Source organism: Bacillus sp. OTU2372, assembly GCF_038440275.1.
GTDB classification, from domain to species: domain Bacteria; phylum Bacillota; class Bacilli; order Bacillales; family Cytobacillaceae; genus Neobacillus; species Neobacillus bataviensis_B.
This window is the reverse complement of record NZ_JASATK010000001.1, coordinates 600,198-615,277: the sequence shown is the minus strand read 5'-3', so window position 1 is coordinate 615,277 and position 15,080 is coordinate 600,198. Positions and strand designations below refer to the sequence as shown.

Below are 15,080 nucleotides of genomic sequence, written 5' to 3'. Positions count from 1 at the left end.
TGCTCCTCAATTAATTAATCATTTCCTCCGATAATAAATCATGGATTCATATATCCAAATATGTAAAAGGATTTTTCAGTTAGATGATACTATCATACCAAAAAACCTAAAAGATATCTCTAATATTAACCTATGTAAAATAACAGGAATTAAGAATAATGTTCAGAAAATATTAAGGGACAATCAAACCACACCAATAATAGTGAAAAAACCCCCTAATAAAGAGGGTCTTGATAGAAAAGCGGAAGCGCCTTGGTCAGCCCCGACAAGCGCCTCGGTTCTGACGGTGAAGTTGTTCTTTGACTTCATTAGCAGAATCGAAACGAACTTGAGGGGCTAGGCGCCCTGAGCTAGACATCTGGTTACACTTCTAAAATTTCTTTTTCTTTATCTTTTGTGATTTGGTCAATTTTTTGAATAAACTCATCGGTAAGCTTTTGGATATCATCAGAATAGCCGCGTAGTGCATCTTCTGTAATTTCACCATTTTTCTCGAGCTTTTTCAAATCATCGTTTCCATCACGGCGAATGTTACGGATGGCTACTTTTGCTTCTTCTGATTCTTTTTTTACTAACTTAACAAGTTCTTTGCGTCGCTCTTCCGTCAATTGTGGAATCGCTATACGAATAACGGTACCATCATTAGTCGGATTTAAACCTAAATCAGATTTCAAGATTGCTTTTTCAATATCACCAAGAATAGATTTATCATATGGCTGAATCACTAGTAAACGTGCTTCTGGTGTGGTAATCCCTGCCATTTGATTCACAGGTGTTGGCGCCCCATAATAGTCAATCGTAATACGATCTAACAAGGATGCACTTGCGCGGCCTGCGCGAATGCTCGCAAGCTCACGAGTATAAGATTGAATAGCTTTTGTCATACGATCTTTTGTTGAAGCGATGACTTGTTTTGGCATTAGTTTTTCCCCCTAACGATAGTTCCAATTTTTTCACCCATAACGGCTTTTTTGATATTGCCTTGTTCCATAATTGAGAACACAATCAATGGAATATCATTATCCATACATAATGAAGAAGCAGTTGAATCCATAACTGCTAGGCCTTCCTTAATGACATCCAAGAATGTGAGATCTTCATACTTAGTGGCAGCAGGATCAATTCGTGGGTCTGCAGAATAAACTCCATCAACATTATTTTTAGCCATTAAGATCACTTCCGCATCAATCTCCGCTGCCCTTAATGCTGCTGTTGTATCTGTTGAGAAGTAAGGATTACCTGTACCTGCTGCAAAGATAACAACCCTATTTTTTTCTAGGTGTCTCATCGCCTTGCGTCTGATATATGGTTCAGCAACCTGACGCATTTCAATGGATGTTTGTACACGTGATTGAATTCCTAATTGCTCTAAACTATCCTGAAGCGCCAAAGAATTCATCACGGTTGCAAGCATTCCCATATAATCTGCTGTTGCTCTGTCCATCCCCATCTCACTGCCGATCTTACCGCGCCAAATATTACCTCCGCCGACAACAACGGCCACTTCGACGCCTAGTTCTGCTACTTCCTTTACCTGCTCGGCAATAGATTTAATTACAGAAGGTTTAATTCCAAAACTGGACTCACCAGCAAGTGCTTCCCCACTCAATTTTAAAACCACTCGTTTGTATTTAGGACCGCTCATATAAACCTCCGTATGTATTATTTTAAAGCTTAAGCGCCTTGAACAGGGGCGTTAAGCACAAGACGAGCCGGCCGAAAGGTTGTTCTTTACCTTTTGGACGGATTGGCTTGTGACCTCGAGCCCCTTAGGCGCTGGAGCTAGATATTATTATATAATTCCCTTTAAAAATAGGGAACACACCGTGTCCCCTTTTTAAAAACTATAATAGTAACATTCCCTTAAAGCATTTGTTTTTAAGCAAGAGAATATTTGACTTATTTTTTGTTTACTTGGTTCATAACTTCTTCAGCGAAGTTGTCTTCTTTCTTTTCAATACCTTCGCCTACTTCGTAACGTACGAATTCACGAACTGTTGCGCCTTTAGACTCAACAAATTGGCGAACCTTTTGATCAGGGTTTTTAACGAAAGTTTGATCAAGAAGACATACATCTTCAAAGTATTTGCCAAGACGGCCTTCTACCATTTTTGCCACGATGTTTTCTGGCTTGCCTTCGTTAAGTGCTTGTTGTGTTAAAACTTGACGCTCATGTTCAACTTCTTCTGCAGAAACTTGGTCACGAGATACATATTTTGGTCTTAATGCAGTGATATGCATAGAAACATCTTTTGCTGCACTATCATCAGTAGTGCCTTCAAGCACTGTTAAAACGCTGATACGACCGCCCATGTGTAGATAAGCACCAAAAGCATCGTTGTCAGTCTTAGATACGATTGCAAAACGGCGAAGTGAAAGCTTTTCTCCGATTTTTGCGATAGCAGCGTTGATGTGGTCAGCAACAGTTGCTCCATTTTCCATTGTTTGAGCAGATGCTTCTTCAACAGTAGCTGGTTTGTTTTTTAGTAAGTGTGCAGCAAGTTCTTGTACTAGAGCTTGGAATGCTTCATTTTTTGCAACGAAATCTGTTTCAGAGTTAACTTCAAGGATAACAGCCTCGTTTCCTTCTGTTACTACTGAAGTTAAACCTTCAGCAGCAATACGGTCTGCTTTATTAGCAGCTTTAGCAATCCCTTTTTCACGCAAGAAATCGATTGCTTTATCCATATCACCATCTGTTGCTGTAAGTGCTTTTTTACAGTCCATCATGCCTGCGCCTGTTTTTTCACGAAGTTCTTTTACCATTTGTGCAGTAACTGCCATTTTTAATTTCCTCCTTTTAATCTATGTACTATTTCTTATCTTTAGCCATTCAAACTCAAGATAAACATTTCTTAAAAAAAGGTGATAAAGGGTCTCCCTTATCACCTTTTTAATAAAGTCGCTATCTTAAGCTTCTTGTGCTACTTCTTCGCCTTGTTTCGCTTCAAGAATCGCATCCGCCATTTTACCAGTTAATAGTTTAACCGCACGGATTGCATCATCGTTAGCTGGAATGACAACATCGATTTCATCTGGATCACAGTTAGTATCAACAATACCTACGATAGGAATGTTTAACTTTTTAGCTTCTGCAACTGCGATACGCTCTTTACGAGGGTCGATGATGAAAAGTGCATCAGGAAGTTGTTTCATGTCTTTAATTCCGCCTAGGAATTTTTCAAGACGTTCTTGTTCTTTCTTAAGTTGAACAACTTCTTTTTTAGGTAATACTTCAAAAGTACCGTCTTCTGACATTCTTTCAATATCTTTTAAGCGGCCAATACGCTTTTGAATTGTTTCAAAGTTTGTTAATGTACCACCTAACCAGCGTTGGTTAACATAGTACATACCAGAACGAGCTGCTTCTTCTTTAACAGAATCTTGAGCTTGTTTCTTTGTACCAACAAAAAGAATAGTTCCGCCGTTACCAGCAAGATCTTTTACCCAGTTATAAGCTTCTTCAACCTTTTTAACTGTTTTTTGAAGGTCGATGATGTAGATACCGTTACGCTCAGTGAAGATATATTTCTTCATCTTAGGGTTCCAACGGCGAGTTTGGTGTCCGAAATGTACACCAGCTTCAAGCAATTGTTTCATTGAAATAACTGACATGTGTTTTTTCCTCCTAGTGGTTTGTTTTCCTCCGCTCGTCTCATTTTTAAATAGAAACTGATATATTCAGCACCATCTATTTAAATCAACTAGCGTGTGTATTAACACCATGAAATAATATAGCATAAGTAAATATAACAATCAAGAACTACTTTTTAAAAATTAAAAATCCCCAATTCTTGCAAACTGGGGATAGATACTTTAGTTTGATCTTAATTTATCAAGTTCCACAAGAAACTTGTCATTTAGGACCTTAATATACGTACCTTTCATACCTAGTGAACGTGACTCAATTACCCCAGCACTTTCAAGCTTTCTTAGTGCATTGACAATTACTGAACGTGTAATTCCAACCCGGTCTGCGATTTTTGAAGCAACCAACAAGCCTTCATGGCCATTTAGCTCTTCAAAAATATGTTCAATCGCTTCTAGTTCACTATAAGATAATGAACTGATAGCCATTTGAACAACAGCTTTGCTTCTTGCTTCTTCTTCAATTTCTTCAGACTTTTCACGTAAAATCTCCATACCTACAACTGTTGCACCATATTCGGCAAGAATTAAATCATCATCATGGAATTTTTCTTGCAGTCTAGCAAGAATTAATGTACCCAGTCGTTCCCCGCCGCCAATAATCGGAACAATTGTTGTTAAACCTTCTTTAAATAAGTCTCTGTTTTCAACTGGAAAGGCGGTATATTGGCTTTCAATATCAAGGTTTGAAGAAGTTTCTTGGATATTAAACAAGCCTTTTGAGTATTCCTCAGGAAATTGACGATCCTCAAACATTTTCTTAATACGTTCATTTTCGATTTGCTGATAAATCGAAAATCCTAAAAGCTTCCCGCGGCGGCTTACGATATATACATTAGCCTCAATCGTCTCACTTAACGTTTCCGACATTTCTTTGAAATTAACAGGCTTGCCTGCTGCCTTCTGTAGTAAAACATTAATACGTCTAGTTTTTGTAAGTAAATCCATCTGTTTCTTCCTCCTAGTAACTACAACCATTATTAAATTTTGAAAACAATTTCTGTATGAGTATTATTTAAGAATGGCATCTCCTGAAAAATTCAAAAAACTGCATTCCTAAAGAATGAATTGGCTTAGATCTTTATTCTTAGAAATAGCCCCAAGCTTATCATCCACATACTGCGGCGTAATGGTAATTTTCTCCATTGTGATATCAGGAGCTTCAAAGGATAAATCCTCTAACAGCTTTTCAAGTATCGTATGAAGACGTCTAGCCCCAATATTGTCGGTATTTTGATTCACTTCGAATGCTACTTCAGCGATTCTACGAATAGCATCGTCAGAAAATTCAATTTGTATACCTTCTGTTTCCAATAATGCTTGATATTGTTTAATTAAGGCATTATCTGGTTCAATCAAAATCCTATAGAAGTCTTCCACTGTTAATTTTGTAAGTTCAACACGAATTGGAAAACGTCCTTGAAGCTCCGGAATTAGGTCCGAAGGTTTCGCAATATGGAAAGCTCCAGCGGCAATAAACAATATATGGTCGGTTTTAATTGAGCCGTATTTCGTAACCACTGTAGAACCCTCAACCACTGGCAGGATATCGCGTTGAACCCCTTCCCTAGAGACATCTGCCGATGATCCGCCGGAATTCTTGCTGGCAATTTTATCAATTTCATCAATAAAGATAATGCCTGTTTGTTCCGCGCGGTAGATTGCCTCTGATGAGACTTCATCCATATCAATCAGCTTTGCAGCTTCTTCATTTGTTAATACCTTTCTTGCTTCATGAACCGTTAGTTTTCTCTTCTTGCGCTTTTTCGGCATAAAACTGCTAAGGGCATCCTGCATATTCATCCCCATTTGTTCAATCCCTGAACCCTGGAGCATATCGAACATTGAAGGTGCTTGTTCTTCTACTTCTACAGTCACGATTTCATCTTCTAATTGTCCGAGGGCAAGCTTCTCTTTGACAATCTTCCGTTTTTCCTGAGCAGAAAAATCTTCCTGCTGTGTGTCCGGTTCAGAAGAAGAATTCCCGCCGCCGAATAACATTTCAAGTGGATTTTTATAGTTCGTTGCTTTTTTAGCGGATGGAACAAGCAAATCAACAAGCCTGCTGTTTGCATTTTCTTCAGCTCGTTCCTTCACACTTTGCATTCGCTCCTCTTTCACTAAACGAACAGAGGTTTCTGCAAGGTCGCGAACCATTGATTCTACATCACGGCCAACATAACCGACTTCTGTAAATTTAGTCGCTTCCACCTTAATAAACGGAGCACCGACAAGCTTTGCCATCCTTCTGGCAATTTCCGTTTTTCCTACCCCTGTTGGACCTATCATCAAGATGTTTTTTGGAATGATTTCTTCACGAAGTTTATCATTTAAAAGACCTCTTCGATAACGGTTTCTTAATGCCACAGCAACCGCTTTCTTTGCATCCTTTTGTCCAATAATATATTGATCAAGTCTTTCAACTATTTGGCGGGGAGTTAAATCCGTTGTTTTCACCATTTTTTTGTCTCCTTCCCGTTACAGCTCTTCAACGATTATGTTGTGGTTGGTATATACACATATTTCCGCAGCTATTTCTAAAGAAGCCTTTGCAATTTCTTTTGCAGATAAACTTTCTCCTGCATATTTCTTTAAAGAACGGCCAGCGGCCAATGCATAATTCCCTCCTGAGCCAATCGCAAGAATCCCGTCATCAGGTTCAATTACTTCACCGGTTCCAGAGACTAGTAACAAGCTTTCACGATTCATGACAATTAACATCGCTTCCAACTTGCGGAGCATCTTATCATTTCTCCATTCTTTAGCAAGCTCGACTGCAGCTCTTTGAAGATTTCCGTTATATTCCTCTAACTTTCCTTCAAACAATTCAAAAAGAGTAAACGCATCTGCAACAGAACCAGCGAAACCCGCCAATACCTTACCATTAAATATCTTCCTTACTTTCTTGGCAGTGTGTTTCATCACAACTGCATTGCCAAAAGTCACCTGACCATCACCGGACATGGAGCATTCGCCGTTATGGTGAATTGCAAATATAGTAGTCGCATGGAATTGATTCATTTAATTCTTCCTCCTCTTGGAGTAATTTCTGTTTAAAAGTCAAGTAGTATGTAATAGTTGGGTTCTCAAATCCCTCTTATTAACGAGAAAAACGAAATCACTGAAATCAAGTTATTAATGGTTCAATTGTCATTTTGCAGAATTGCTTACTATTTGTAAACACCCAGCAAATATGTTTAATAAAACATTCACAATTAACATATTATTTAAACTGACAAGGGCTAATAAATCGTAACATACTTCTATAGCCCTTGCAACAATTTTACAAAACTTTCACAAAGTTCTGAATTGTTTCCAGTGCACGATTAGCGTGCTGTAGATTTCTTTCCTGCTTGCCTTTTATTTTCACTGGCAGTTCCGGAAATAAACCAAAATTCGCATTCATCGGCTGAAAATTATCAGGATTAGCAGTTGTGATATAACGTGCCATACTGCCAATCGCTGTTTCGGCAGGAAACTCAACTGTCTCGTCTCCCATTACAAACCGAGCTGCATTAATCCCAGCAATTAAGCCGCTTGCTGCTGATTCAACATACCCTTCAACACCTGTCATTTGCCCGGCAAAAAATAAATCTTCTCGGTTTCGGAATTGATAAGATGCCTTTAGGACCTTAGGTGAATTTATAAACGTGTTTCGGTGCATTACTCCATATCGAACAATCTCCGCATTTTCAAGACCAGGGATTAGACGAATAACTTCCTTCTGTGCCCCCCACTTTAAATGTGTCTGAAATCCGACAATATTGAAAAGTGTACCAGCAGCATCATCCTGGCGAAGCTGCACTACCGCAAATGGCCTTTTTCCTGTTTTTGGATCTTCTAAACCTACAGGTTTAAGAGGACCAAATAACATCGTTTTCTTCCCTCTAGCCGCCATTACTTCGATTGGCATACAGCCTTCAAAAAAGACTTCCTTTTCAAATTCCTTTGTAGGGGCAGTTTCAGCAGAAATAAGGGCCTCATAGAACGTATTAAATTCCTCTTCTGTCATCGGGCAATTTAAATAAGCTGCTTCACCTTTGTCATATCTGGATTTTAAATAAACCTTGTCCATATTAATGCTATCTTTTTCTAAGATAGGTGCTGCTGCATCATAAAAATAAAGATAGTCTTCTCCTGTCAAACTCTGTAGCTGTCCGGATAGTGCTTCACTCGTAAGCGGTCCTGTTGCGATAACCGTTGGACCCCCAGGAATCTCTGTCACTTCTTCATTGATGACCGTTACATTTTCATGATTTTTAACCATCTCTGTTACTTTTGCTGCGAACTCGTGACGGTCGACCGCCAATGCTCCTCCTGCCGGAACAGAACAAGCATCAGCAGCAGCGATAATGACCGAATCTAGTTTTCGCATTTCTTCTTTTAATACCCCGACCGCATTTGTTAAGGTATTGGCCCTTAGTGAATTACTGCACACTAATTCGGCAAATTTATCGGTATGATGCGCAGGTGTCTGCTTTACCGGGCGCATTTCATAAAGTCTTACTTTTACACCGCGTTTAGCTATCTGCCATGCGGCTTCACTCCCGGCTAAACCAGCACCAATCACATTTATTGTTAAATCTTTCAATTAAGAACCTCCTCAATTTCCTTTCAAAATTTATCCTAGTAACCATTTTGGATTAAAACGTACTATAAATATACCTTGCCCTCAGAATAAGTCCATCTTGCATTGTACTATACGAATGAAGAACAAAAAAGTTTTTTGTTTATAAGAAAAACTAAAAGAGTGGAAGTTACTCCACTCTTAGCTTTGCGGCTCTTCCTTATAATCGCAAGTAACACACTGAACTTGAACGCCCTTTTTTAATTTCTTTTCTACCAGCATGCCTTCACATTTCGGGCATGGTCTTGGCAGCGGCTTATCCCATGAGATAAATTCACAGTTCGGATAATTCGTACAGCCGTAAAACAATCGTCTTTTCTTACTCTTCCGTTCGATTATTTGCCCCTCTTTACAGGTTGGACAAGTGACACCAATTTCTTTAACAATTGCTTTAGTATTCCGGCAGTCAGGGAAATTACTGCACGCCATGAATTTTCCGTATCGGCCCATTTTGAATACCATTGGGCTGCCACAGTTTTCACAATCTTCACCGGCCGGCTCATCTTTAATTTCGACGGACTGCATTTCTTTTTCGGCCTTTTCTAAATGTATTTCGAAATCACGGTAAAATTCATCAATAACTTGAACCCAGCTGACTTTTCCTTCTTCAACATTATCTAAACCCTGCTCCATTTTGACCGTGAATTCGACATCAAGAATCTCTGGGAAGAACTCAACCATTAATTCATGGACAATATCGCCTAGTTCTGTTGGTACAAAACGTTTATTATCCAATGTCACATAGCCCCGCTTTTGGATTGTATCCAAAGTTGGTGCAAATGTAGACGGGCGACCAATCCCCAGCTCTTCAAGTGTTTTTACTAGTCTTGCTTCCGTATAACGCGGCGGCGGCTGAGTGAAATGCTGTTTAGGATCGATATCCTTTTTAAAAACCTCATCCCCTTTTTTAAGGTCAGGAAGCATTTTATTCGGACCATCCACTTGGTCATCTGTACCCTCTACATAGACTTTCATAAAGCCTGGAAACTTAATCTTAGAGCCAGTTGCCCGGAATATAACATTGCCATTTTGCAGATCAACGCTCATGGTATCCATGACGGCCTGAGCCATTTGACTGGCAAGGAACCGCTCCCAAATTAGCTTGTATAATCGCAGCTGGTCACGGGACAGAAATTCTTTTAAACTGTTAGGTTCTCTTATTGTACTCGTTGGCCGTATCGCTTCGTGGGCATCCTGAGCATTTGTTTGCTTTTTTTCTTTTCTTTGGTCATTCTTCAAATACTCTTCTCCGAATTCTGCTTTGATATAGCTCGCAGCCTCTCCTTGAGCTACATCTGAAATCCGGGTAGAGTCGGTTCTCATATATGTAATGAGACCCACCGTACCTTCCTTGCCAAGCTCAATCCCTTCATACAGCTGCTGGGCTAACATCATTGTTTTCTTGGCACGGAAATTTAGCTTTCTTGCTGCTTCTTGCTGAAGGGACGAAGTAATAAAAGGCGGGGCCGGATTTCTGCGGCGTTCCTTTTTAGTCACAGAGACGACCTCAAATTTGTTATCCTTCATTTGCTTCAATACTTCTTGAACATCAGCTTCGGACTTTAATTCACTTTTTTCTTGACCTACTAAAGAATAGAAAGCTCCACTAAATTGATCCTTTCCCTTTAAGAACTCACCTTCAATTGTCCAATATTCTTCAGGGGTAAAATCTTTGATTTCTTTTTCACGGTCGATAATTAAGCGGACTGCCACAGATTGAACTCGACCGGCACTTAAGCCTTTTTTCACTTTTTTCCAAAACAGCGGGCTGATGTTGTAGCCGACTAAACGGTCTAAAATCCTTCGGGCTTGCTGAGCATCCACAAGGTCCATATTTATCGGGCGCGGATGTTTAAAGGATTCTTTAATAGCATCCTTGGTAATCTCATTAAAAACAACACGGCAGTCCGAATGGATATCAACATCTAAACTATGAGCTAAATGCCAGGCTATTGCTTCCCCTTCACGATCCGGGTCGGCCGCGAGATAGACTTTCTTAGCCTTTTTGGCCGCTGTTTTTAATTCCTTTAATACAGGACCCTTCCCACGAATGGTAATATATTTTGGTTCAAAACTATTTTCCACGTTTACTCCCATTTGACTGCGCGGCAAATCTCGTACATGCCCCATAGAAGCTTTTACTTTATACTTATTTCCTAAATAGCGTTCTATTGTTTTCGCTTTTGCAGGCGATTCAACAATTACTAGAAATTCTGCTGCCATTCTATATCCTCCTTAAGAGGGAAAGTGTAAAAGCGCCTTGAATTCGGCAAAAGCCTGATTCTAAGATGCTTACTATTTGAGAAGTTTTCCTAAATTCCAGTTTTTACACATTTAACTGGAGAAAATACTTTACAAAACTGCCTTATCCCAAAATTTTTAACCTATATAGTAATTTACATAGTATTTAGATTTTTTTATTCTATTCATTTTTTTTTAATTGATGCCTTAGTAATATTTTAACATCTGTTGGAAAATGTATAACATATTAGATATTTTTGCAACCTTTTTTAGGTAATTTCTCCATTTATGCAAAAATACCTGCTAAAAGGGTAGATTTTATTAATCGATATGGGGGATATATTTTAATTCTTCCAAAATGTCCTTTGCACTTGTAACGAGTTTTGCACCTTGCTGGATTAATTCATTTGTACCTCCAGAGCAGGGACTAAAAATGCTTCCCGGCAACGAAAATACGTCGCGCCCTTCATGAACGGCATAATTAGCAGTAATCAGCGACCCACTTTTCCGCTTTGCTTCTATAATAAACGTTCCGGCGGATAATCCGCTAATAATTCGATTGCGGGCAGGAAAGTGCCACCTAAGCGGCTTGGTATCAGGGGGATATTCCGAGAGGACCAGCTGCATTTGCATCATATTAACAGCGAGGGGAATATTTTCTTTTGGATAGATATGATATAAACCTCCGGCAATAACGGCAATCGTCCTTCCTCCCAATTTTATTGTCTCTTCATGGGCAAGGGCATCAATCCCCATTGCTAGGCCGCTGACAATCAGGATATCATGATTTATTAACTCAGGAAAGATGTGTCGGATTGCACTTTTGCCGTATGGTGTGGCTTGTCGGGATCCAACAACAGCAAGCTTCGGTTCTTTTTCTAAAAGAGATAAGTCACCTTTTGCATACAAGGCCCAAGGAGGTTGATATATTTCTTTTAAAGATTGGGGATACTCTTTATCAAAAATCGTTATTACTGCAATATCATTGGTCTTATATTGACGAATTTGTTCATGAATCATTTCAGTTTGAATGGTAGGAAAGGTTAATGAAGAAGACATTTGGCTAGTATTCGGTAGAGTTGGATTAGGAGGAATGCTAGATTTTGATGCTTGGTATATTGACTGGAGTGAGGGGTCTTTTTTCAGTATTTGATAGACGGTGTTCCAGGAAATGTCGGGGTAGTGCAGTAAATGAATAAATTTTTCTTTAAACATATCCATAATTATAAAAACCTCCATTTTATTAATCTTATGATAAATAGTCCCTCAAAATTTGAGGGACTACCTGTTAATACTTAGTTGTATAAATTAGATTAGTGTCTAGCTCCATACGCCATCGGCTCGAGGTCACAAGCCAATCCGCCAAGAAGGTTAAAGAACAACCTTCTCGCCGGCTCGTCTTATGCTAGTCGCCGATTAACGGGCGTCTTCCGCTTTTCTAGAGTGTTTTACACTTTTCGTAAAGACCCTGTTCTTTTAATACTTCGATTAAAGTTTCTCCCATAACGGAAGGAGTGTCAGCTACTTTAATTCCGCATTCGTTCATGATGCGAATCTTTTCATCAGCTGTGCCTTTCCCGCCGGAAATGATGGCACCTGCGTGTCCCATTCTTTTTCCTGGAGGTGCAGTACGACCACCAATGAAGCCGACTACAGGCTTGTTCATATTAGCTTTCACCCATTCAGCCGCTTCTTCCTCAGCTGTACCGCCAATTTCACCAATCATGATAACAGCATATGTTTCAGGATCTTCATTAAATGCTTTTAATACATCAATGAAGTTTGTTCCATTTACAGGGTCTCCACCGATTCCGACAGCTGTCGTTTGACCGATACCCGCTTGTGTTAATTGATGAACAGCCTCATAGGTTAAGGTACCAGAACGGGAAACAACACCGACATGGCCTTTTGTATGAATATATCCAGGCATAATCCCAATTTTACATTCATCAGCCGTAATTACACCAGGGCAGTTTGGACCTACTAAACGAGTCTTTTTGCCTTCCATGTAACGCTTGACTTTTACCATGTCCAATACAGGAATATGTTCAGTAATACAAATAACTAGATCTAGTTCTGCATCAACAGCTTCAATAATAGAGTCGGCTGCAAATGGAGCAGGAACGTAGATAACAGAAGCATTTGCGCCTGTCGATTGAACAGCATCTCTTACTGTATTAAAAACAGGTACTCCTTCAACTTCCTGACCAGCCTTACCCGGTGAAGTTCCGCCGACAATTTTCGTACCGTATTCAAGCATTTGCTTCGTATGGAAACGGGCGGTTCCGCCAGTGATTCCTTGAACAATAACTTTTGTATCTTTATTAATAAAAACGCTCACGTGAATTCCCCTTTCTTTCGATCCTATTTAACTAATGAAACGATTTTTTGTGCACCGTCAGCCATAGATTCAGCAGCAATAATTTCGACGCTTGACTCAGCAAGAATTTTCTTACCTAAGTCAACATTTGTTCCTTCTAAACGAACAACAAGCGGAACCGATAGTCCAACCTGCTTAGCTGCTTCCACAACACCCTCAGCAATGACATCACACTTCATGATTCCACCAAAGATATTAACAAAAATACCTTTTACATTTGGATCTGAAAGGATAATTTTGAATGCTTCTGTAACTTTTTCAGCTGTTGCGCCGCCCCCAACATCAAGGAAGTTAGCCGGATCACCGCCATAATGTTTAACGATATCCATCGTAGCCATCGCAAGGCCCGCACCATTTACCATACAGCCGATATTTCCATCTAAGGCAATATAGCTTAAATCATATTTAGATGCTTCAATTTCTTTGGCATCTTCTTCTTCTAGGTCACGATATGCCAATACATCTTTTTGACGGTATAGTGCATTTGAGTCAAAGTTTAGTTTTGCATCTAATGCCATAACCTGACCGTCACCAGTTACCACCAATGGGTTAATTTCGGCAATTGAACAATCTTTTTCAATATAAGCATTATATAAGCCCATCATGAATTTAACGGCTTGATTAACTAACTCATTTGGAATATTAATATTAAAGGCGATGCGACGTGCTTGGAATGGCTGCAATCCAATAGCAGGGTCGATTTCTTCTTTAAAAATTTTCTCAGGAGTTTTAGCCGCTACTTCTTCTATTTCCGTACCGCCTTCTTCAGATGCCATTAAAACAACACGTGAAGTCGCACGGTCTAATACTAAACCAACATAGTATTCTTTTTTAATGTCGCAGCCTTCTTCAATTAGGAGGCGTTTTACTTCTTTACCCTCAGGACCAGTTTGGTGTGTTACCAGGGTTTTTCCTAGAATTTCACTTGCATATGTACGAACCTCTTCAAGGTTTTTCGCAACTTTTACACCGCCAGCTTTTCCCCGTCCGCCTGCATGGATTTGCGCTTTTACTACACATACTTGTGTTCCTAGTTCTTTAGCAGCTTCGACCGCTTCTTCAACCGTGAATGCCACTTTTCCGTTTGGAACAGTTACCCCGAATTGCTTGAGGATCTCTTTCCCTTGATACTCATGGATATTCATTTCCCATCCTCCTATCAAACTCTTCAAAAAATTGACTCCGTTTTCATTTTATATAATGATGGAAACCTTGTCTACCTTTAAATACTAAAATTATATTCGTCTTTAAAATATTCAGAAAAGTAAACAAGAGAGAAAGCGATTTCATTAGGTTTTCACTCTTTTTTATTTTTTCTTACAATAATAAAAAAAACAGGCAAATACCTGTTTTTACTTTTACATTATTATGTTGGTATAGTCCTTAACAGGGGCAAAACTTTTTCGATGATAGGGTGTTATGCCGTGCTTTTTGATTGCTTGAAGGTGCTCTTTTGTTCCATATCCCATGTTTTGCTGAAAACCATAGACAGGATAGTTAATCGCTAACTCCTTCATGTACTCATCTCTTACCACCTTTGCAACGATAGAAGCTGCTGCAATCGAGATGCTTTTTGCGTCACCCTTGATGATAGATTCTGTAGGATACGGGGTGTCAAGCTTCATTGCATCAATCAATAAAAAATCAGGCTGTGGATCAAGAGAGACAATTGCTGCTTTCATTGCTTTTTTAGTTGCTTCATAAATATTAATTTCATCAATTTCATCGGCGTGAATCATCGCCACATTATAGGCTAGTGCCTCTTGTCTAATAATGGCCGCAAATTCCTGCCGTTTTTTTTCAGTTAATTTCTTTGAATCATCAATCCCCGCTAAGAAAAAGTCCTCAGGTAAAATAACGGCAGCGGCTGTAACCGGACCTGCGAGCGGGCCTCTGCCAACCTCGTCCACACCAGCAATGAGATTAAATCCTTGTGCACGGACCTTTCGTTCAAAATGATTCATCTCAATAAACTTTTCTCGAAGGAGTTTTTCTTGCTCTTTTTGTTTTTTCCACTTGGCCAAGCATTGCTGAACACCTTTTCGCTCATCCGATTGAAGTTCAACAATAAAAGAATCATTTTCTTCTAAAATAGCAGCGAGTTTTTCTTCAATTTCGGCAATTGAAAGTTTCTTCATATGTAGTCACCTTGTCTATAAATTAAAAAAATCAAGCCCTCCACAA

The 15,080-nt window shown here is 39.4% G+C and carries 13 protein-coding genes; all 13 read right to left on the bottom strand.

What is annotated here, in order from left to right; all coding sequences use genetic code 11:
• Nucleotides 1-362: 362 nt before the first annotated feature.
• The 13 genes from frr to AAHB15_RS02945 all read right to left on the bottom strand — a co-directional run bounded on the left by frr (nucleotide 363) and on the right by AAHB15_RS02945 (nucleotide 15,034).
• The gene (frr, locus tag AAHB15_RS03005; RefSeq protein WP_098528704.1) at nucleotides 363-920 is read right to left on the bottom strand and encodes a ribosome recycling factor; all 558 of its coding nucleotides are present in this window, start codon (nucleotides 918-920) and stop codon (nucleotides 363-365) included.
• Complete coding sequence (gene pyrH, locus AAHB15_RS03000) at nucleotides 920-1,645, bottom strand: UMP kinase (RefSeq protein ID WP_098528706.1); 726 nt, start codon at nucleotides 1,643-1,645, stop codon at nucleotides 920-922. The genes frr and pyrH overlap by 1 nt, the downstream gene beginning before the upstream one ends.
• A 254-nt stretch (nucleotides 1,646-1,899) precedes the next feature.
• Nucleotides 1,900-2,784: a translation elongation factor Ts gene (tsf, locus tag AAHB15_RS02995; RefSeq protein WP_098528707.1), complete on the bottom strand. Its 885-nt coding sequence runs from the start codon at nucleotides 2,782-2,784 to the stop codon at nucleotides 1,900-1,902.
• A gap of 126 nt (nucleotides 2,785-2,910) precedes the next feature.
• Entirely contained in the window at nucleotides 2,911-3,615 is a 705-nt protein-coding gene (gene rpsB, locus AAHB15_RS02990) for a 30S ribosomal protein S2 (RefSeq protein ID WP_098528709.1), read from the bottom strand.
• A gap of 201 nt (nucleotides 3,616-3,816) precedes the next feature.
• Complete coding sequence (gene codY / locus AAHB15_RS02985; RefSeq protein WP_098528710.1) at nucleotides 3,817-4,596, bottom strand: GTP-sensing pleiotropic transcriptional regulator CodY; 780 nt, start codon at nucleotides 4,594-4,596, stop codon at nucleotides 3,817-3,819.
• A gap of 108 nt (nucleotides 4,597-4,704) precedes the next feature.
• A complete protein-coding gene (gene hslU, locus AAHB15_RS02980) occupies nucleotides 4,705-6,108 on the bottom strand; it encodes an HslU--HslV peptidase ATPase subunit (RefSeq protein WP_335572903.1) in 1,404 nt (467 codons plus the stop codon).
• 18 nt (nucleotides 6,109-6,126) lie between these two features.
• Nucleotides 6,127-6,669, bottom strand: coding sequence for an ATP-dependent protease subunit HslV (gene hslV, locus AAHB15_RS02975; RefSeq protein WP_342041718.1), 543 nt, complete (start codon nucleotides 6,667-6,669; stop codon nucleotides 6,127-6,129).
• A gap of 262 nt (nucleotides 6,670-6,931) precedes the next feature.
• A complete protein-coding gene (trmFO, locus tag AAHB15_RS02970; protein ID WP_342041717.1) occupies nucleotides 6,932-8,239 on the bottom strand; it encodes an FADH(2)-oxidizing methylenetetrahydrofolate--tRNA-(uracil(54)-C(5))-methyltransferase TrmFO in 1,308 nt (435 codons plus the stop codon).
• A gap of 177 nt (nucleotides 8,240-8,416) precedes the next feature.
• Nucleotides 8,417-10,498 (bottom strand): type I DNA topoisomerase, encoded by a 2,082-nt coding sequence (topA, locus tag AAHB15_RS02965; RefSeq protein ID WP_342041716.1) that lies wholly within the window; start codon nucleotides 10,496-10,498, stop codon nucleotides 8,417-8,419.
• A gap of 339 nt (nucleotides 10,499-10,837) precedes the next feature.
• On the bottom strand, nucleotides 10,838-11,737 hold the full coding sequence (gene dprA / locus AAHB15_RS02960) for a DNA-processing protein DprA (RefSeq protein ID WP_342041715.1): 900 nt from the start codon (nucleotides 11,735-11,737) through the stop codon (nucleotides 10,838-10,840).
• A gap of 217 nt (nucleotides 11,738-11,954) precedes the next feature.
• The gene (gene sucD, locus AAHB15_RS02955) at nucleotides 11,955-12,857 is read right to left on the bottom strand and encodes a succinate--CoA ligase subunit alpha (RefSeq protein ID WP_335572899.1); all 903 of its coding nucleotides are present in this window, start codon (nucleotides 12,855-12,857) and stop codon (nucleotides 11,955-11,957) included.
• 23 nt (nucleotides 12,858-12,880) lie between these two features.
• Nucleotides 12,881-14,041, bottom strand: coding sequence for an ADP-forming succinate--CoA ligase subunit beta (gene sucC / locus AAHB15_RS02950; RefSeq protein WP_098528722.1), 1,161 nt, complete (start codon nucleotides 14,039-14,041; stop codon nucleotides 12,881-12,883).
• A 213-nt stretch (nucleotides 14,042-14,254) separates the two neighbouring features.
• The gene (locus tag AAHB15_RS02945; protein WP_335572898.1) at nucleotides 14,255-15,034 is read right to left on the bottom strand and encodes a ribonuclease HII; all 780 of its coding nucleotides are present in this window, start codon (nucleotides 15,032-15,034) and stop codon (nucleotides 14,255-14,257) included.
• Nucleotides 15,035-15,080: the final 46 nt, after the last annotated feature.

What these genes read in the sequence shown, in the direction of transcription:
- topA (WP_342041716.1), bottom strand. Translation starts at nt 10,498, where the DNA reads ATGGCAGCAGAATTTCTAGTAATTGTTGAATCGCCTGCAAAAGCGAAA.
- codY (WP_098528710.1), bottom strand. Translation starts at nt 4,596, where the DNA reads ATGGATTTACTTACAAAAACTAGACGTATTAATGTTTTACTACAGAAG.
- hslU (WP_335572903.1), bottom strand. Translation starts at nt 6,108, where the DNA reads ATGGTGAAAACAACGGATTTAACTCCCCGCCAAATAGTTGAAAGACTT.
- dprA (WP_342041715.1), bottom strand. Translation starts at nt 11,737, where the DNA reads ATGGATATGTTTAAAGAAAAATTTATTCATTTACTGCACTACCCCGAC.
- tsf (WP_098528707.1), bottom strand. Translation starts at nt 2,784, where the DNA reads ATGGCAGTTACTGCACAAATGGTAAAAGAACTTCGTGAAAAAACAGGC.
- AAHB15_RS02945 (WP_335572898.1), bottom strand. Translation starts at nt 15,034, where the DNA reads ATGAAGAAACTTTCAATTGCCGAAATTGAAGAAAAACTCGCTGCTATT.
- sucC (WP_098528722.1), bottom strand. Translation starts at nt 14,041, where the DNA reads ATGAATATCCATGAGTATCAAGGGAAAGAGATCCTCAAGCAATTCGGG.
- frr (WP_098528704.1), bottom strand. Translation starts at nt 920, where the DNA reads ATGCCAAAACAAGTCATCGCTTCAACAAAAGATCGTATGACAAAAGCT.
- hslV (WP_342041718.1), bottom strand. Translation starts at nt 6,669, where the DNA reads ATGAATCAATTCCATGCGACTACTATATTTGCAATTCACCATAACGGC.
- pyrH (WP_098528706.1), bottom strand. Translation starts at nt 1,645, where the DNA reads ATGAGCGGTCCTAAATACAAACGAGTGGTTTTAAAATTGAGTGGGGAA.
- rpsB (WP_098528709.1), bottom strand. Translation starts at nt 3,615, where the DNA reads ATGTCAGTTATTTCAATGAAACAATTGCTTGAAGCTGGTGTACATTTC.